The organism is Kitasatospora sp. NBC_01300 (genome assembly GCF_041435235.1).
Taxonomy (GTDB): Bacteria; Actinomycetota; Actinomycetes; order Streptomycetales; family Streptomycetaceae; genus Kitasatospora.
Window position 1 is genome coordinate 1,668,704 of the sequence record NZ_CP108408.1, and the last position, 18,064, is coordinate 1,686,767.

Annotated in this window: 16 protein-coding genes; 8 read left to right on the forward strand and 8 right to left on the reverse strand. The window is 73.0% G+C overall.

Annotated elements, in window-relative coordinates; genetic code table 11:
• Positions 1–10: 10 nt before the first annotated feature.
• The 3 genes from OG556_RS07330 to OG556_RS07340 are packed head-to-tail and all read right to left on the reverse strand — an operon-like array spanning position 11 to position 3,628.
• Entirely contained in the window at positions 11–1,225 is a 1,215-nt protein-coding gene (locus OG556_RS07330) for an acetyl-CoA C-acetyltransferase (RefSeq protein ID WP_371516392.1), read from the reverse strand.
• A gap of 40 nt (positions 1,226–1,265) precedes the next feature.
• Positions 1,266–2,408 (reverse strand): acyl-CoA dehydrogenase family protein, encoded by a 1,143-nt coding sequence (locus OG556_RS07335; RefSeq protein WP_371516393.1) that lies wholly within the window; start codon positions 2,406–2,408, stop codon positions 1,266–1,268.
• Between the two features lie 2 nt (positions 2,409–2,410).
• The gene (locus OG556_RS07340) at positions 2,411–3,628 is read right to left on the reverse strand and encodes a CaiB/BaiF CoA transferase family protein (RefSeq protein WP_371516394.1); all 1,218 of its coding nucleotides are present in this window, start codon (positions 3,626–3,628) and stop codon (positions 2,411–2,413) included.
• A gap of 212 nt (positions 3,629–3,840) precedes the next feature.
• Here OG556_RS07340 and OG556_RS07345 point away from each other — a divergent pair, with 212 nt between their 5' ends.
• The 4 genes from OG556_RS07345 (at position 3,841) to OG556_RS07360 (ending at position 8,274) form a co-directional block, all read left to right on the forward strand.
• Complete coding sequence (locus OG556_RS07345; protein ID WP_371516395.1) at positions 3,841–4,305, forward strand: hypothetical protein; 465 nt, start codon at positions 3,841–3,843, stop codon at positions 4,303–4,305.
• A gap of 116 nt (positions 4,306–4,421) precedes the next feature.
• The gene (locus OG556_RS07350) at positions 4,422–6,548 is read left to right on the forward strand and encodes a hypothetical protein (RefSeq protein WP_371516396.1); all 2,127 of its coding nucleotides are present in this window, start codon (positions 4,422–4,424) and stop codon (positions 6,546–6,548) included.
• Between the two features lie 9 nt (positions 6,549–6,557).
• Positions 6,558–7,637: a hypothetical protein gene (locus OG556_RS07355; protein WP_371516397.1), complete on the forward strand. Its 1,080-nt coding sequence runs from the start codon at positions 6,558–6,560 to the stop codon at positions 7,635–7,637.
• Between the two features lie 91 nt (positions 7,638–7,728).
• A complete protein-coding gene (locus OG556_RS07360; protein WP_371516398.1) occupies positions 7,729–8,274 on the forward strand; it encodes a GNAT family N-acetyltransferase in 546 nt (181 codons plus the stop codon).
• A 31-nt stretch (positions 8,275–8,305) separates the two neighbouring features.
• Here OG556_RS07360 and OG556_RS07365 read toward each other — a convergent pair whose 3' ends face one another.
• Both OG556_RS07365 and OG556_RS07370 read right to left on the reverse strand, forming a co-directional pair.
• A complete protein-coding gene (locus OG556_RS07365; RefSeq protein WP_371516399.1) occupies positions 8,306–8,689 on the reverse strand; it encodes a DUF5955 family protein in 384 nt (127 codons plus the stop codon).
• 41 nt (positions 8,690–8,730) lie between these two features.
• A complete protein-coding gene (locus OG556_RS07370) occupies positions 8,731–10,506 on the reverse strand; it encodes a hypothetical protein (protein WP_371516400.1) in 1,776 nt (591 codons plus the stop codon).
• 291 nt (positions 10,507–10,797) lie between these two features.
• Here OG556_RS07370 and OG556_RS07375 point away from each other — a divergent pair, with 291 nt between their 5' ends.
• From OG556_RS07375 to OG556_RS07385, 3 genes are all read left to right on the forward strand, one after another.
• On the forward strand, positions 10,798–12,066 hold the full coding sequence (locus OG556_RS07375) for a sensor histidine kinase (protein ID WP_371516401.1): 1,269 nt from the start codon (positions 10,798–10,800) through the stop codon (positions 12,064–12,066).
• On the forward strand, positions 12,063–12,812 hold the full coding sequence (locus tag OG556_RS07380; RefSeq protein ID WP_371516402.1) for a response regulator: 750 nt from the start codon (positions 12,063–12,065) through the stop codon (positions 12,810–12,812). Before OG556_RS07375 ends, OG556_RS07380 begins: the two co-directional genes overlap by 4 nt.
• A gap of 180 nt (positions 12,813–12,992) precedes the next feature.
• Positions 12,993–13,640, forward strand: a complete 648-nt coding sequence (locus OG556_RS07385) for a Pr6Pr family membrane protein (protein WP_363371201.1) — start codon at positions 12,993–12,995, stop codon at positions 13,638–13,640.
• An 86-nt stretch (positions 13,641–13,726) separates the two neighbouring features.
• Here OG556_RS07385 and OG556_RS07390 read toward each other — a convergent pair whose 3' ends face one another.
• Positions 13,727–14,098 carry a toxin Doc gene (locus OG556_RS07390; protein ID WP_350884595.1) on the reverse strand — a complete coding sequence of 124 codons (372 nt, stop codon included), beginning with the start codon at positions 14,096–14,098 and terminating at the stop codon, positions 13,727–13,729.
• 25 nt (positions 14,099–14,123) lie between these two features.
• Positions 14,124–14,336 carry a hypothetical protein gene (locus OG556_RS07395; RefSeq protein WP_063351004.1) on the reverse strand — a complete coding sequence of 71 codons (213 nt, stop codon included), beginning with the start codon at positions 14,334–14,336 and terminating at the stop codon, positions 14,124–14,126.
• A gap of 244 nt (positions 14,337–14,580) precedes the next feature.
• Here OG556_RS07395 and OG556_RS07400 point away from each other — a divergent pair, with 244 nt between their 5' ends.
• A complete protein-coding gene (locus OG556_RS07400) occupies positions 14,581–16,032 on the forward strand; it encodes a S41 family peptidase (protein ID WP_371516403.1) in 1,452 nt (483 codons plus the stop codon).
• Between the two features lie 64 nt (positions 16,033–16,096).
• Here OG556_RS07400 and OG556_RS07405 read toward each other — a convergent pair whose 3' ends face one another.
• Positions 16,097–17,704, reverse strand: coding sequence for an ABC-F family ATP-binding cassette domain-containing protein (locus OG556_RS07405; protein ID WP_371516404.1), 1,608 nt, complete (start codon positions 17,702–17,704; stop codon positions 16,097–16,099).
• Positions 17,705–18,064 lie beyond the last annotated feature (360 nt).

Sequence of the window (18,064 nt, forward strand, 5' to 3'; positions counted from 1 at the left end):
GGACAGTGGGTCAGATGCGCTCGACGATGGTGGCGACGCCCATGCCGCCGCCCACGCACAGGGTGATCAGGCCGTAGCGCAGGTCGCGCCGCTCCAACTCGTCGACCACGGTGCCGAGCAGCATCGCGCCGGTGGCGCCGAGCGGGTGGCCGAGGGCGATCGCGCCGCCGTTGACGTTGACCTGCTCGGGCCGGAAGCCCAGTTCGCGGATGAAGCGCAGGGCGACCGCCGCGAAGGCCTCGTTGATCTCGACCAGGTCGATGTCGGCGGCGGTGAGCCCGGCCTTGGCGAGCGCCTTGCGGGTGGCCGGGGCGGGGCCGGTGAGCATGATGGTGGGCTCGGAGCCGGAGACGGCGGCGGAGACGATCCGGGCGCGCGGGCGCAGCCCGTACCGCTCGCCGATCTCCCGGCTGCCGATGGCGACGAGCGCGGCGCCGTCGACGATGCCGGAGGAGTTGCCGGCGTGGTGGACGTGGTCGATGGCCTCGACCCAGTGGTACTTCTGCAGGGCGACGGCGTCGAAGCCGCCGGCCTCGCCGATGCCGGCGAAGGAGGGCTTGAGGCCGGCCAGGGTCTCGACGGTGGTGCCGGGACGGATGAACTCGTCGCGCTCCAGCACGACCAGGCCGTTGCGGTCGCGGACCGGGACCACCGAGCGGTCGAACAGGCCGTCCGCCTGCGCCTTGGCGGCGCGGGCCTGGGATTCGGCGGCGAAGGCGTCCACGTCGGTGCGGGAGAAGCCCTCGATGGTGGCGATCAGGTCGGCGCCGATGCCCTGCGGGACGAAGTTGGTCTCGTACGCGGTCATCGGGTCCGCGAACCAGGCGCCACCGTCGGAGGCCATCTTGACCCGGGACATCGACTCGACGCCGCCGGCCAGGATGAGGTCCTCCCAGCCCGAACGGACCTTGGCGGCGGCCAGGTTGACGGCCTCCAAGCCGGAGGCGCAGAAGCGGTTCTCCTGGACGCCGGCCACCGTGTCGGGCAGGCCGGCCGCGATGGCCGCGATCCGGGCGATGTCGGAGCCCTGGTCACCGACCGGGCTGACCACGCCGAGCACGATGTCGTCGATCGCCGCCGGGTCCAACTCCGGGTGCCGGTTGCGCAGTTCGTGGATCAGGCCGACGACGAGGTCGATCGGCTTGGTGCCGTGCAGCGAGCCGGTGGCCTTGCCCCGGCCGCGCGGGGTGCGGATCGCGTCGTAGACGTACGCTTCGGTGGTCACGGTCAAACGCCTTTCGGGGCAGGGGGTTTCGCGGGAGGTCTCAGCCGAGGACGGACCGGCCGACGATCTCCTTCATGATCTCGGTGGTGCCGCCGTAGATGGTCTGGATCCGGCCGTCGGTGAACGCCCGGGCGACCGGGAACTCGCTCATGTACCCGTACCCGCCGTGCAGCTGGAGGCAGCGGTCGGCGGTGCGCTTCTGCAGTTCGGTGGCCCACCACTTGGCCATCGAGGCGTCCACCGGGGTGAGCGCGTAGCGGTTGTGCTCGGTGATGCAGCGGTCGACGAAGGCCCGGGTGACGGCGCACTCGGTGGCGAGTTCGGCGATCTCGAAGCGCACGTGCTGGAGCTTGGCCAGCGGGCGGCCGAAGGCCTCGCGCTGCTTGACGTAGTCGGTGGTGATCTCGACCAGGTACTCGGCGCCGGCGATCGCCGCGGCCGCGATGGTCAGCCGCTCCTGGGCGAGGTTCTGCATCAGGTGGACGAAGCCGCCGTTGAGCTCGCCGAGCAGGTTCGCCTTCGGCACCCGGACGTCCTCGAAGAACAACTCGGCGGTGTCCTGGGCCTTCTGGCCGATCTTGTCCAGGTTGCGGCCGCGCTCGAAGCCGGGCGTGCCGCGCTCGACCACCAGCAGGCTCAGCCCGTGCGCGCCGCCCTCGGGGGTGGTGCGGGCGACCACGACCACCAGGTCGGCGAGGATGCCGTTGGAGATGAAGGTCTTGGCGCCGTTGAGCAGGTAGTGGTCACCCCGGTCGACGGCCTGGGTGCGGATGCCCTGGAGGTCGGAGCCGGTGCCGGGCTCGGTCATCGCGATCGCGGTGATCAGCTCGCCGCTGCAGAAGCCGGGCAGCCAGCGGCGCTTCTGCTCCTCGGTGGCGAGCGAGGTGAGGTAGGGGCCGATGATGTCGTTGTGCAGGCCGATGGCCAGCCCGGAGGCGCCGGCCCGGGCGAACTCCTCGGCCAGCACGGCGGCGTAGCGGAAGTCCGGGGCGCCCCCGCCGCCGTACTCCTCGGGGACGGCCATCCCGAGCAGGCCCTGGCGGCCGGCCGCCAGCCAGGCCGAGCGGTCGACGATGCCGGCCTTCTCCCAGCGGTCGTAGTGCGGCAGCACCTCCTTGGCGAGGAAGGCCCGCACGGCGGCCCGGAAGTCCTCGTGCTGCTCGGTGAAGATCTCGCGCTGCAACGCTACGCTCCTTGTCCTGCATCGGAGTTGCCAACGTTTCCGGAGTCGCCGGAGCTGCCGGAGCTGCCGGAGTCGAGGGACGGGACAGCCCAGTCGCGGGCCACTTCGGCGGTGTCCGCGCCCGGCCGGGCCGGCGGGCGGCGCAGCGCGCCGGGGGTGGCGGAGAAGCGCGGGGCGGGGGCGGGCTGGGTGACGCCGCCCGCCTCGACATAGGTTCCGCGCTCCAACAGATGTTCCTCCCGGGCCGCCTGATGCATCGTCAGTACCGGCTCCACACAGGCGTCGGAGCCGGCGAAGACGGCCTCCCACTCGGCCCTGGTCCGGGTGGCGAAGCGGTCGGCGATCAGGGCCCGCAGTTCGGGCCAGCGGGCCAGGTCGTACTGCCCGGGCGCCTGCGGACCGAGGTCCAGCAGCCGGGCGAACTCGGCGTAGAACTGCGGCTCCAGCGCCCCCACGGCCAGGTGTCCGCCGTCGGCCGCCCGGTAGACCGCGTAGAACGGCGCGCCGCCGTCCAGCAGGTTGGCGCCCCGGCGGTCCTGCCAGTGGCCGGCCGCCAGCAGCCCCCACAGCATGCTGGACAGGTGCGCCGCGCCGTCCACGATCGCGGCGTCGACGACCTGGCCGGCGCCGGTGCTCCTGGCGTGGTGCAGCCCGGCGAGCAGGCCGACGACCAGGTAGAGCGAGCCGCCCGCGTAGTCGCCCAGCAGGTTGGCCGGGATGCCGGGCGCCTCCTCGGGCCCGCCCGGCCCCGCGACCAGGCCGAGCACCCCGGCCACCGCCGCGTACCCGAGGTCGTGCCCGGCACTGGCGGCGCGCGGGCCCTGCTGCCCCCACCCGGTCATCCGCCCGTACACCAGCGCCGGGTTGCGGGCCAGGCAGTGCTGCGGCCCGACTCCGAGCCGCTCCGCGACCCCGGGCCGGTAGCCCTCGATCAGCAGGTCCGCCCGCTCGACCAGGTCCAGCACCAGGCCGGGCCCCGCCGGGGACTTGAGGTCGACCAGCACCGACCGCTTGTTCCGGTTGGTCACGTCGTACGCCGGATCGATGCCCAGCGGCGACGGATCCGGCCGGTCCACCCGCACCACGTCGGCGCCCAGGTCGGCCAGCAGCATCGCCGCGAACGGCCCCGGCCCGATCCCCGCGAGCTCGACCACCCGCACCCCCGCCAACGGGCCGGGGCCGGCGGCCGTGGCGCCCGGCGGACTGCTCGTGTCACGCACTGGCTGCAGAACCCTTCTGGGTTTGACAGTAAAGCTGTAACACCCGTGATGATAGAGAAGCGACCCGCCGGTAACAAGACCTCCTCCCCCATCCACCAGCCGTGCGACCGCGAACACGGAGGGTGCGTCAGTGCACTGACGGAGCGTCCCTGTACGGTCGTCATGCCACAGGGGGGATTGACCCCTTCTCGACGAGAAGGAGTTGCACACGCATGGTTAGCCCGTACTTCACCACCGGGCCGGTCTCGCCGACCTCGGCTCCGGCACCCGGCTCGGCCAGGACCGCGCCGTACGCCCCACCCGTCCAGCCACCCGTCCAGTCCGGTGGCAACGCGCCCGTCCTTCCGCCGGGCCTGGTGACCACCCGGCTGGACGTCCCGCACGAACTCAACGCCTCGGCCGGGATGGCCCGACAGATCGCCACCGACCTCGACAACGCGAACGGCAAGGCCGGGCCCGGCGCACACAGCCTCACCGAGTACGCGAGCACCGCGTCGACCAGGATCCGCGGCTTCTCCTTCGGCGGCGCCCTCACCGGCTGCACCGAGCGCTGGATGCAGCAGTGCAAGGCCCTGCACGACACGCTCGGCACGGCCGCCGGCAACCTCGACAGGACCCAGCAGTCCTACAGCGCCAACGAAGCCGCGACCGCCGCCGACCTCCGCGCGGGCCGCTAGGGGCTGCTTGGCCTGCTTGGCCTTGCTCGGCCCTGCTTGGCCTGCTCGGCCTTGCTCGGCCCTGCTCGGCCCCAGAAGAACAGCAGTCGGAAGACCAGAAGGGGGAAACCGGACACATGGTGTCCTTCAAGGAACTGCACGAGGCCGACTTCTCCGGGATCACCGACGCCGCCGAAGCCTGGGCCGGCGTCGCCAAAGCCCTCACCGCCCTGGACGGCCGGGTCGCCAAGGACCTCACCAGCACCGCACAGCGGGCCGGTTGGAAGGGCGCGGCCGCCGACGACGCGACCAAGGTGCTCCAGGCCGTCGACGGCGACTTCAAGCAGGCCTCGGCCGTCGCCACCGCCCTCGCCGCGATCATGAAGACCGCCGCCGAGGACTTCGCCGCCGCCCGCCGCGACCTCGACACGGCGATCCACGACGCCCAGAGCGACAACCTGACCGTCACCGCGGACGGCCAGGTCAACTGGAGCCTGCCGAAGGAGACGAGGAACGACCCCGACGGCGCCAAGCTGGCTCAGGCGCTCGCGGTCAAGGCCGAGGCCATCGCGGCCCGGCTGACGAAGGCCGTCGAGAAGGCCGACTCCGCCGACCAGCGGGCCAGCGCCGCACTCCAGGGCGACATCGGCACCAGCACCACAGCCTTCAATCCCGCGCCCTACGGCAGCGGCCCGGTCGCCGACGCCAACCGGGCCAAGGACCTGATGGCCAGGGCCGGCAGCCTCAGCGATCCGCAGCTGAAGCAGCTGCAGAACATCATGGCCGCCAACGCGGGCAACAAGGACTTCTCCACCACGCTGCTCAACGGCCTCGACCACGGCGGGAAGACCGGCCCGGACGCCCTGCTGGAATACAGCAAGGTCTACGCCGGCCTCGCCCACGGCAACCACAACGCCAAGGGCTACCAGGACGTCTACGGCAACCTGTCGGTGGTGCTCGCCACGGCCACCCGTGACGGGGGAATGGGCAAGGCCTGGGAGGACGGCCTGCTGGCCGCCGCCCGCCGCCCGGGAGGCTCGGCGGCGGGGTTCAACGACAACTACCCGGCGCTGACGGCGCTGATGGGGGCCAAGGGGACGTACGACAAGGCGTTCCTGCTCAAGGTCGGCAACGACCTGGTCGACTACGAGCGCACCAGCAAGACCAAGGGCGAGGACCTCTGGGGCCGCAACTGGGAGACCCTGGCCGACCAGACCGACCCCATGGGCGGCCTGATGAAGGCTCTGAGCCGCACCCCCGATGCCTCGAAGGACTTCTTCGACCCCGGGAAGAGCAAGAACCTGGACTACCTGCTGCACGACCGGAAGTGGCCGTTCCAGGGAAACGAGCAGAACCTCGACAGCGGCCTCGCCCGCGACACCTCCCGCGCCGCGTTCGGTGACGCCCTGGAGGCCGCCACGACAGGGCGGGACCCCCATGGCAACCAGCCTCCGGTCCGCCCGCACGACGCGGCGATGGCGCGCATCATGTCCGAGGCCATCACCTCGTTCGGCGGCGACACCGCAGGTCACGCGGCCGAACTGCCGTCCGTGATGCGTCGTCCGCTCGCCCACATGATCGCCGACTACGCGCCCGACACGTACGAGGTCCTCGGGAAGAAGCTCGGCGGACACTCCGAGACCAGCGGACTGGTCATCGACCGGGACCAGATGATCCGCGCCATCCGAGGAGTGGCCGAGGACCCGGCGGCGTTCCAGACCATCCACTACGCCGAGAGCCAGGAACTGGCCCGGCGGCTCGACACCTTCCCGACCGATGCGTTCTGGCCGGACAGCACCGGGCGACCCAACCCCAGGATCGAGGGGTTCGTCCACGAGGCCGGACAGGTCCTGGGCGTCCTCAGCGGCACCCAGTCGGATGTCATCACCCACCACCACGACGACGCGGTGTTCAAGAACAACTGGGCGGCGAAGGTGAACTACCACCTCATCGGCACTCCGCTGACCCCCATCCCGGTCGTGGGGGACTACGTCCAGCGGCTCGTCGACGTCGGCACGTCGGAATGGGCGAACGGGCTCAACACCGAGGAGGACAAGTCAACGCAGGAGCAGCTGGCGAAGATGTTCTCCGCAGGTGAGAACCAACTCGACACCATGATCAGGAAGCGGGCCGAACTGGCCGGCCTCACCGACAAACAGATCGGCGAGAGCGGCAGCGTGATGCAGGACCTGCTGTTCCAGGTGTCCAGCAGTTACAGCACCGGGGTCAACGGGACCTACCGCAATGCGCTGGGCGGACGCTGAGAGGGCGATATGAAGCAGGGAACGCAACAAGCGGACGAGGAGCCCGGGCACGCGCAGGGCGCGGGCAAGCGCCTGGACGCCGCGCTGACTGCGCGCGGGTTCACCACCTGGCGGCTGCGGGTGCGGGCGGCAGCGGTGCTGTCCGTCATCGTGGTGGGGGTGTCGTGGTTCCTGCTGTACCGGCTGACGAACGTCGGCGGGCCGGACAGCGTGTGCGACGGGGCGGCCACGGCGGGCCAGGTGCACGATGTGCTGGGATCCGGGCGGATCAGTGAGAACAAGCGCGAGAAGCACTCGACGATGGCGGCCTCCTCCGGCTACGGCTGCTCCGCGACGGTCAGCTCCGGCCTGTTCGAGACGACCAGGAAGACCGTGTGGTTCGCCATCGCACTCGACACCAAGGGTCCGCACAGCCTGGCCGCGCCGGATGCCCGACTGTTCTCCGGCGGCTCGGTCGGCTCGGTGACCTCGCAAAAGGCGTGGGCCCTGCTCCCCGAGGGGTGCGACAAGGGCCTGCGCGCCGAGGTGGAGACCGCAGGGGAGGGCCGGGACGAGACCAGGGCCCGGCTGGCCGTGGCCTTCGCCAACAGGGCCGCCAAGGCGAACCGGTGCGCGGACCAGAAGCTGCCGATGCCACAGAGCCTGTCGGCCAAGGGGACCGAGGCGGCGCCGAACTGGGCCGAGCTCTGCGACCTGCCCGGGTTCGCGCCCGCGAAGGACCCCGAGGCCCAGTGGCCGTACCAGCAGCAGGTGACCACCGCGTCCGACCCGATCTGGTCCTGCACGATCACCAGGCGGTCACTGGGCAGCCTGCCACAGACGTTCGCGATCACGACGGAGCCGCGGACCACCGCCCTGGACCAGAAGGAAGGCGCACGTCCGTCCCCATACGGGCGGGCTCGTCAGATCGGCAACGAAACAGCCACCGAGCTGGTCGTCACATGCCACGGCAGGGACGTCTTCTTCTCCGTCGACGGCGGGTACGAACCCACCCTCGACAAGCGCTACTTGTTCCCCGATCAGAAGGACCTGGTGCGCCAGTTCCTCACCGCCGGGGGCAAGGCGATCGGGTGTGAGCCGATCCTGTAGCCGCGGTGGGCGGGTGGAAATGGTCGGGCGACTGTCGGGGTAATGGCCTATGGTGCGGTAGACCTATTACGCACGACACGGGGGAAGCGCCATGACCACCGCCGGACACGCCACCGGACCCGCCGCCCGCACGATCGTCACCGCCTCCGAGCGGCTGGTCCTCGGCCGGCCCCAGGAGGGGGACGTGGAGGCGGTGTTCGCGATCCACGGGGATCCGGAGACCAACCGGTACAACCCCAACGGGCCCCACCGGGACCGGGCGGCGAGCCAGAAGATGCTCGACGGTTTCGTCGCCGACTGGGCGCGGGACGGGGTGGGGTACTGCACCGTGTCCACCCGGGAGGAGCCGGAGGCGGTCATCGGGTTCGCCGGGCTCTACCTGCACACGCTGGACGGCGAGCGGGTGTTCAATCTCTACTACCGCTTCCGGCCGTCAGCCTGGGGCCTGGGCTACGCCGCCGAGGCGTCCCGGGCGGCGATGGCGGAGGCGCTGCCGCGCTTCCCCGGCGTGCCGGTGGTCGCGCTGATCCACCCGAGCAACGTGCCGTCCCGCCGGCTCGCCGAGCGGCTCGGGCTGCGGCCGGACCCGGACGGCCGCACCGACGACGAGGGCCGGCTGATCCACCGGACGGCCTGAGCCGAGGGGGCGGGAGACCAGAGGGCGGGCCTCAGAACCAGGGCGCGGCGGCCGTGGTCAGGGCCCGCAGGGCCTCGGTGAGGGCCGTCGCGGCCCCGAGGGCGCCGGTGAGCGTGAAGACGGCGCGCCTGACGCGGCCGTCGTCCCGTTGCTGGCCCTCAGGAGCGGCCGCCGCCAGCTCGTCGAGCACCTGTCCGGCCACCTCTGCGGCGGCGGGCGGCAGTTCGTCCGGGGCAAGCGCCCGCAGCCGCTCGCGCAGCGCGTCCACCGCCGTGAGCAGGGCGCTCAGTTCGGGTGCCTCCCCCAGGGTGGGGGCGGTCTGCTGGTGGGTGTACTCGGCGCGGGCATGGCTGCCGCTCTGCACGATGCCCGTGACGTTGCCGGTGATGCTGATCCCGTGGCCGTCGTCGTTCACTCTGCTCCCCTGTTCCTGGTGCCGTTGGTTCCTGGTGCCGTTCAGTCCTGCCGGGTGCCGCCGACGCGCGGCGCCGGGGTGGTGAGCGTCTGGTACGAGGCGCTGGCCGCGTCCCCGGTCTGCACCACGCCGTGGACGTCGCCGTGCACCTGCACGCCGTTGTTGATCACCACGTGCTGCAACTGCTCCGCCCCGTCCGTCCGGTAGCCGTGGTCCCGCAGGCAGTCGCGGACGGCCGACACGATCCTGGCCCTGACGCACTTCACGTACCGCTGGACGTCCATCTCCTGGAACAGTTGCTGGTACGCGCGCTCCGCACCCAGCTCCCGGACGGACAGCGTGGGGCCGTGGTCGACCAGCCGGTTCTCCCGGCACATCCGGGCGTAGCGGAGCGCGTTGCGCCCGACGGCCCGCCGGCTGCGCGCGGCGCGGCGCAGCACGCCGACCGAGCCTGCCACCAGAGCGGGCAGCGCCGCGAGGGACGCCGCGCAGAGGCCGAGCCAGTCACCGAGATCGGCGGGCGGTGCCGCGGTGTCGATCGCGTGGTAGGCGCGCGCGATCGGCGGCAGCACGAAGGCCCTGCTCTCCAGGAACAGCTGCCCGCCCTGGAGTTGGGCCCGCACGAACACGGTGACGACGATCTCCTCGCGCCAGCCCGCGATCCGCACCGTCAGGTAATGCCGCAGCCGTTCCTCGGCGGCGAGGTCGACGCTCTCCACCCACCAGTGCTCCGGGTCCGACCCGCCCCCGTTCGGCGCGGCGGCGCAGTGGGCCGCGTACGGGGCGAGGGCGGCGAACGCGGTGCCGGGGCCGTGGCCGCACCAGTCGGCGGCGGGGCCGAGGCGCTTGCCGCTCTTGAACACGAGGTCGTGCACGGCGATCCCGTGCAGGCGGTCGCCCGGGTAGGCGGGTGTGTCGGCGGCGCCGAGGCGGGCGAGTTCGGTGCGCAGCCGGGCGTGGACGGCCGGGACGGTCAACGCCTTTGCGGTGGATGCTGGTTCGGCCTTGTTCACCTCGGGCAGCAGGTCGTCGGCGAAGGACCAGTGGTCGATCTCGATCCCGGCGCCGACGAAGGGCGCGTAGTCGCTGTAGACGACGTCGGGGTCGGCCTGCTGCCGCGCGAGCCGCTGGTACAGGTCCTTGCGGAGGGGGTCCTCGGGGGTGGCGGCCCGGCCGGTGCCGAGCTCGTACAGCGTCTGTTCGAGCCGCCGCCGGCCGGCCAAGGACACCGCGAACCAGACGGCCAACAGGGCGGCGATCCAGTGCCACCCGAGCGCCTCGACCGCGACGAGCAGGCAGCCGGCGGCCAGCCAGTTGCCGGTCCGGCGGCGCCGGGGCCGGTCGGACCGAATCAACCAGGCCGCCACGAACACCAGGGGGACGGCCAGTTGCAGCAGCCAGAACCGCACCAGCACGTCGAGCGCGTGCGGCACGCCGGCCTGACCGGACGCCACGAGGGAGACGACGACACACACCACGAGCACGGGCAGCACGGCCGCGGCCAGCAGGACCAACACCGCCCGCCCCACCGCCTGCCGCCGGGCCGCGTAGCACTCCTTGAGCACCGCCGCCAGGTCGACGCCGGGGGTCGGCGGCGGTACCCGGTACGGGTGTTCGGCGAGTTCCTCGATCACCGCGTCCCGGAAGGCCGGGTCGAGGTGCGCCCCCGCCCGCAGGTAGGCGGTGGCGTCGCCGCGCGGCGCGCCGGCCTGGGCCTGGATGAGCTGCTGCAGCGGGTCGGGCACCGCCGGGGCGACCGGCGGCAGGGGCGGGTGCGGGTGCCGGGGCGGCGGTACCGGTACGGACGGTTCGGCCATGGCTGTGCCCTCTCCCGTCCACCTGTGCGTCTCATGAGGCGTGTGTCCGGGTCAACGACGCTCCCCCGGCCCGGGAGGAGGGTAGCAGGGCAAGATCCCCCCGGAGGGGGAGATGGACCGTTCGCCGGGTTGACGCGTCGGCCCGGGGAGCGACGGGACCGTGGACGGCATGAGGATCAGGGAGGACGCGCGGCACCGGCCCGGGCTGCTGCTGGCCCTGGCGGCGGGCACGATGTCACCGGCCGGACGGGCGGCCCCGGGCCGCACGACCACTGACGTAGGGTCAGCCGGATGAACACGGGGGCGGGCGGCCGGATGCGGCGGGCGGCGGGGGCGCTGCTGGGGCGGCGGGCCCGGCTGCGCTGGGTGCACCTGGTGCTGGGCGGTGCGCTGCTGATGCCGTACTGGCTGCTCTCGGTGGTGATGCTCGGGGCGCTCAACCCGGACCAGGGGCAACTGCGCCAGACGCTCCTGCAACTCACCGCGCTGTTCACCTCCCTGCCGATGGCCGCCGTCACCGCGCTGGTCCCGACCGTACGGGCGCTGGAGGGGGCCGCGGCCCGGGCGCTGTGCGCGGCGCTGCGGCCCGAGGAACTGGCCGCCGGGCCGGCCCGCTCGTGGGCGGCGCGCCGCCGCGCCGCACTCTGGTACGTGCTGCACCTCTTCTTCGGCGGTGTGGTGGCCGGGATGACGCTCGGCGGGACGCCGTTCGCGGTGGTGCTGCTGTTCTCCATCACCGGCACCGGGGATCTCGCACGGTACTGGGAGGACCGCTTCCCCGGCTGGATGCTCACCGGCCCGGCGCTGGGCCTCGCCCTCCTGCTGCTGATCGTCGCCACCAGCGCCGGCTGCGGCGCCCTGCTGGCCCGCTGGGCGCCGGCCCTGCTCGGCCCGACCCCGGAGGAGCGGCTGGCCGCCGCCGAACGCCGGGCCACCGTGCTCGCCCAGCGCAACCGGCTGGCCCGCGAACTGCACGACTCGGTCGGGCACGCGCTCAGCGCGGTCGGCATCCAGGCCTCGGCGGCCGCCCGGGTGTTGCGCACCGACCCGGACTTCGCCGCCGAGGCACTCCAGGCGATCGAGCGGACCGCGCGAGCGGCCGTCGCCGAACTGGACACCATGCTCGGGCTGTTGCGCGAGGAGGAGCCCGACGCGGGCCGGCCCGCCGGGCCGACCCTCGGCGGGCTGGACGACCTGCTGCGCCAACTCGCCCGCACCGGCGTGACGGTGGACGCCGAACTGGCCCCGGGTCTGGCCCGGCTGCCCGCCGGAGTCTCCCGAGAGGCGTACCGGATCGTGCAGGAGGGCCTGACCAACGTGCTGCGGCACGCCGGGCCCGCGCCGGCCGGACTGCGGGTCTCCCTGGCCGGTGGCCGGTTGGAGATCGAACTGACCAACCCGCTGGGCCCCTCCCGCCCGAGCCGCCCCGGCGGCGGGCGCGGGCTGCGCGGGATCGGGGAGCGCGCGACCGCCCTGCGCGGCGGGAGCACGGCGGGGCCGAGCGAGGACGGAACGACGTGGCGGCTGACCGTCTGGCTGCCGGTGGGAGGGACACGATGAACGAGGACGACCACGGCGGGAGCGTGCATGGCGAAAGCACGCACGGCGGGAGCGCGCACCGCGAGGGCCGCGACGGGGCCCTCGACGGCATCCGCGTGGTGATCGCGGACGACGAACGGCTGGTCCGGACGGGCCTACGGGTGGTGATCGACGCCGAGCCGGACCTCACCGTCGTCGGCGAGGCCGCAGACGGCGCGGAGGTCGTCCCGCTGGTGCGCGAACTGCGCCCGGACGTGGTGCTGATGGACGTCCGGATGCCCGGCATCGACGGGATCCGGGCCACCGAGCAGTTGATCGGCGGGATGGCCCGGCCGCCTCGGATCCTGGTGGTCACCACCTTCGAGCACGACGACCACGTGTACGACGCGCTGCGGGCGGGCGCGGCCGGCTTCCTGTTGAAGCGGGCGCGGGCGGAGGAGATGGTCCAGGCGGTGCGCCTGGTCGCGCGCGGGGACTCGCTGCTCTTCCCGGCGGCCGTCCGCGACCTCGCCCTGCGGCACGGCGCGGACGCCCGCAGCACCGCCGACCCGGACCGCAGCAGCATCGGGCGGCTGACCGGACGGGAGGGCCAGGTGCTGCGGCTGATGGCCACCGGGCTCAACAACGGCGAGATCGCCCGGGAGCTGGTGGTCAGCCAGGAGACGGTGAAGACGCACGTCGGCAGCGTGCTCGCCAAGCTGGGCGCCCGCGACCGCACCCAAGCGGTGATCGCGGCGTACGAGTCGGGCTTCGTCCTGCCGGGTTGAGTCGAGGGGGGCTCAGGGGGCCCAGGGAGCGGCGGGGCTGCGGCGGGGCTGCGGAGTCCGGCGGGCCCGGGCCCGGGCAGGACCGTTTCTTCCGTCCCCCCGCTACCTGCGAGTAGAGTGCGACGTTCCCCCTCAACCGTCCGATACCTCCCGTATCGCCTGAAACGAACTGGTGGCCGCATGACAGTCCGGACCCGCCCCGCGCTGTGGTGGCGCATGGGCATCGTGCTCTCGGCGGGCCTCGGCCTGACCCTCGGAACCGCGCCGCTGGTGTTCTTCACCGTGCAGAGCAACGTCATCGTGCTCGGCTACTTCATCGGCGCCGTGTACTGGATGCTCAAGCGCGACACCGTGGACGCGCCCGCGCCCCGGCTGCGCGGCGCCGCCACCCTGTACATACTGATCACCGGGCTGGTCTCGCACGTCCTGCTCCAGCACGGCGCCAACCCGCTGCCCGGGCTGGTCAGCGGGCCGGACAAGCTCGCCCACTGGTCGTCGTTCTTCCTGCACTACGTGACGCCGGTGATGGTGATCGCCGACTGGCTGGTGCTGAAGCCGCGCAACGCGGCGGCCTGGAAGGACATCCCGCTCTGGCTGGCCTTCCCGCTCGGCTACGCGGCGATCGTGCTCGCCCGGAACGCGCTGTTCGACGACTACCCGACGCCCTACCCCTACTTCTTCTTCGACCCCACCACCAAGGGCTACGGCTACGTCTGGGGCCAGATAGCCCTGCTGACGGTCGAGTTCGTGGTGCTGGCCGCCGCCGTGGTCGGCCTGGACCGGCTGGGAACGCTGGTCGCGGGCAAGCTGAGGTCCGCCAAGTCCTGAATGCCCGGGCGCAGATGGCGCCCTTCCCGGGGTCGCCCTCTCCCGGGGACGCTCTCCCCGGGTGACCGTCCGCGCGGCGGCCGGCCTCAGATCCGCCAGGAGCGGATCCGGTCGGCCGCCGCGAACACGTCCGCCCCGCCCGCCGCTATGTCGCGGGCCAGCTCGACCAGCGCCCCGTACGGCGGGTCGATGCCCTCCTTGGCCGCGTGCATGTACGCGGCCGTCGTCATGCAGGCGTACAGGTTGTTGCGCACCGGCAAGGGGCGCAGCAGCACGATGGTGTGCATCAGGGTGGCCGCGCACCAGGCGGCGTCGGCGTCGTGGCCGAGCTGCGCGGTGTTCACCCGGTGCCGGGCGACGGCGGCCTGGAGCGCGGAGTAGTCCCGCACGCTGAGATCCTCCGGCGAGGCCAGCTCCTGCACGTCGAGCAGCCAGCGCAGGTCGACGTGGAGCAGCATCATCCCCGGACCCCCGCCGCGCCGTTCACGCCGCCGGCGCGTCCTCCGGGAACGCGGCGTCGAACTCCGCCCGGTGCGACTTCCAGAACGCCACCGCGTGGTCCACGAACACCCGCCGCTGCTGCTCCCGCACGCTCAGGTCGTGGATGTACGCCTTGATGCTCTTCCCGTCCGCGGCGGCGGCCTCGCGGATCGCGGCGAGCTCGTGCTCCGTGTACTCGATGTTGAGCGCAGGCATGGCGCCGATGGTACTGGAGCGCAACGGAGTTGGGACCACCGGCGGAGGATTTTCACCCGCCGTCAAAGGGGTTTGCTGTCGATACCCCCATGGAGTGGTTTCGGCGGAGCCGCGGGTAGCCCCGAAGTCGGGCGGGGGTCGGGCGCCCGGGATGACGCCGGGGCGGTGGGGTCGCCGTAGCGTCGGGGGCAAGGCGGCGGAGCGGTTCCGCGGGGGAGGCCGGGCGGTTCGGCGGAGGCCGGAGATGACGCGCAGGGCAGTGGGCAGGGCGGCCGTCGGCAGGGCGGTGGCGGCCACGGCGGTGGCGCTCGCGACGACGGTCGCGGTGGCGGCGCCGGGGGTGGCCGCGACGCAGGCGGACGGCCAGGACGGGCGGGGCGGCAGGTCCCTCCAGGGGGTCTGGCAGATGGACGGGTACGGCCTGGTGGCCGTGGTCTCCGGGAGCAGCCTGACCACCTACGACGTGACGACGCACAGCTGCGTGCCCGGGTGGGTCACCGGGACGCAGGACGGCGCCCCCGGCCGGGACGGCACCGTCCGGTACGTCCTGGGCGACAGCGCCCTCACCCTCACCCCGCAGCCGGGCGGGCGCCGGGCGATCGACGTCGAGGAGGGCGGGACGGGCACCAAGACGCTGCGCCGCCTGGACGCGCTGCCGGCGCTGTGCACCCGGCCCGCCCCCGACGACCCGCTCGCGGTCTTCGACCGGTTCTGGGAGACCTTCGAGGAGAACTACCCCTTCTTCGCCGCCAAGGGGATCGACTGGCACGCGGCCCGCGACGAGCAGCGCGCGAAGATCACTCCGGCGACCACCACCGACCAGCTCCAGCAGATCTTCATCGACCTGCTGACCCCGCTCAAGGACGCGCACACCAGTCTGGCCCGGGTGACCGGCACCGGCCCGACCGGCGTCTACTCCGGCCGGCGTGACGGCTCGCTGAAGTCGACGCCCGCCCTGCGGGACGCGGCCCGCAAGGCCGTCGACGCACAACTGACCGGCCCCGAACAGGAGTTCGCGGTCAACGCGCAGGGAGTGAGCCGGCTGGGCGTGGGCCGGCTCCCGGACGGCGTCGGCTACCTGCGGGTGAGCGGCTTCGACGGCTACGCGACCGGCGGGTTCGCCGCCCAGGCCAAGGAGCTCGACCGGGCGCTGGACGCCCTGCTCGCCGACCCCGACCGGCTCGACGGCCTGGTGATCGACGTCCGGCTGAACGGCGGCGGCTCGGACGCGCTCGGGCAGCAGATCGCCGCCCGGCTCACCGACCGCCCGTACGTCGCCTACCGCAAGGTGGCCCGCGACGACCCGGCCGACCCCACGAAGTTCACCCGGCCGCAGCCGGTCGTGGTGCGGCCCGCGCACACCGAGCACTTCACCGGCCCCGTCGCCCTGCTCACCTCCTCGCTGTCGATCAGCGCCGCCGAGACCTTCACCCAGACCCTGATGGGCCGCTCCCCGCACGTCGTCCGGATCGGTGAGAACACCCAGGGCGTCTTCTCCGACGTGCTGATCAAGACGCTCTCGCCGGACTTCATGGTGGTGCTGCCGAACGAGAAGTACCTCACGCCCGACGGCAGCACCTTCGACGGCCCCGGCATCCCGCCGGACATCCGCACGCCGGTGTTCACCGACGACGAGTCGGCCGGGCTCAAGGACTCCGCCCTGAGCACGGCCCGCCGCGTGCTCGGCGAGCAGTAGCGGCCGCGGCGCGGGCGGGGCCGCCCGCGCCGTACCGGCCCCCTGCATCGGACCCGCCCCCCCGCTACATCGGATCCACCCCCCGCAGTTCGCCGTCCAGCTCCAGCCACCGGGTGAGGCCCAGGCCGCGCAGGAACGGCACGTCGTGGCTGGCCACGATCAGCGCGCCCTGGTAGGCGGCGAGCGCCTGGGTGAGCTGGCGGACGCTGGCGAGGTCCAGGTTGTTGGTCGGCTCGTCGAGCAGCAGCAGCTGCGGCGGCGGGTCGGCCAGCAGCAGCGCGGCCAGGGTGGCCCGGAACCGCTCGCCGCCGGAGAGGGTGACGGCGGGCTGGTCGGCCCGGCCGCCGCGGAACAGGAAGCGGGCCAGCCGGGCACGGATCGCGTTGTCCCCGGCGGCGGGGGCGAACAGCTTGACGTTCTCCGCCACGGTCAGCTTGTCGTCCAGCAGGTCGAGCCGCTGCGGCAGGTGGCGCAACGGCACCGGCGTGCTGACCTCGCCCTCCAACGGGGCGAGTTCGCCCGCGATGGTGCGCAGCAGGGTGGTCTTGCCGGAGCCGTTGCGGCCGACCAGGGCGATCCGCTCGGGGCCGCGCAGGTCGAGGTCGGCGGTGGTGCCGTAGGGCAGCCGGACCTTCTGCAGGGTGAGCACGGTGCGCCCGACCGGGACGGCCGTGCGCGGCAGGTCGATCCGGATCTCGGCGTCGTCGCGCACCGCCTCCTCGGCGGCGGTGAGCCGCTGCCGCGCCTCCTCCAGCCGCTCGGTGTGCATGCCCTGGAGCCGCCCGGCCGTCTCCTGGCCCTGGCGTTTGAGCTTGCCCGCGAAGATGTGCGGGTCGTTGCGGGTGACCGAGCGCTTCCTGCCGTAGCTGGCGCTGCGGTCCAGCCGGGTGCGGGCCTCGGTCAAGTCCCGTTTCTGGCGCTCGACGTCGGCCTCGGCGTTGCGCAGCAGCCGCTCGGCGGTCTCCTGCTGGGCGGCGAGGGTGCGCTCGTACTCGGCGAAGTTGCCGCCGTACCAGGTGACCGCGCCGTCCCGCAGGTCGGCGATCTGGTCGACGTGCTGGAGCAGTTCGCGGTCGTGGCTGACGATCAGCATGACACCGTGCCAGCCGGCGACCGTCTCGTAGAGCCGCTCCCGGGCCGCCCGGTCCAGGTTGTTGGTGGGCTCGTCGAGCAGCAGGACGTCGGGGCGGCGCAGCAGCAGGGCGGCGAGGCGCAGCAGGACGGCCTCGCCGCCGGAGAGCTCCCCGGTGGTGCGGTCGAGGCCGAGGCGGTGCAGGCCGAGCCGGTCGAGGGTGGCGCGGGCGCGCTCCTCGACGTCCCAGTCGTCGCCGACGGCGTCGAAGTGGCGCTGGTCGGAGTCGCCGGACTCGATGGCGTGCAGGGCCTCGCGGGTGGCCCGGATGCCGAGCGCCTCGTCCACCCGCACGGTGGTGTCCAGCGTCAACCCCTGGGGCAGGTAGCCGAGTTCGCCGTCGACCCGGACGGTGCCGCCGGTCGGGGTCAGCTCGCCGGCGATCAGCCGCAGCAGGGTGGACTTGCCGGCGCCGTTGAGCCCGATCAGGCCGGTGCGGCCGGGACCGACGGCGAGGTGGAAGCCGTCCAGGACGGGCTTGCCGTCGGGCCACTCGAAGGTGAGATCGGTGCAGAGGACGGCGGTGGTGGGTTGTGCCATGGAGGGCCTCCCGGGTGGTTGCCGAAGGGAACGATGAGCAACACGGGGAGACACCGCGGGTGCGGGCCGGTACGGCCGGGGGGAGGGCGGGGCGGATCCGGATCAGCCGGATCGGGCTCGCCACGGGGCCGTGACTGAGGTCGCATACTCGCACACCGCGCGGCGAAGGGCCTGCGCGGCGGGGGCGGTGTCTCGGGACCTCAGTAGAGCAACGGCCTTCTCCTTGTCTGGCGGATGACTCCGTCCACGCTACGCACGGCGCCGGACCCGGGCAACCGAATTTCGGCGTGCCGGGAAGCACACCGGGAAGCGCACCGGAAAGCGCCCCTGGACACGCACCCGAACACGCACCGGGAAGCG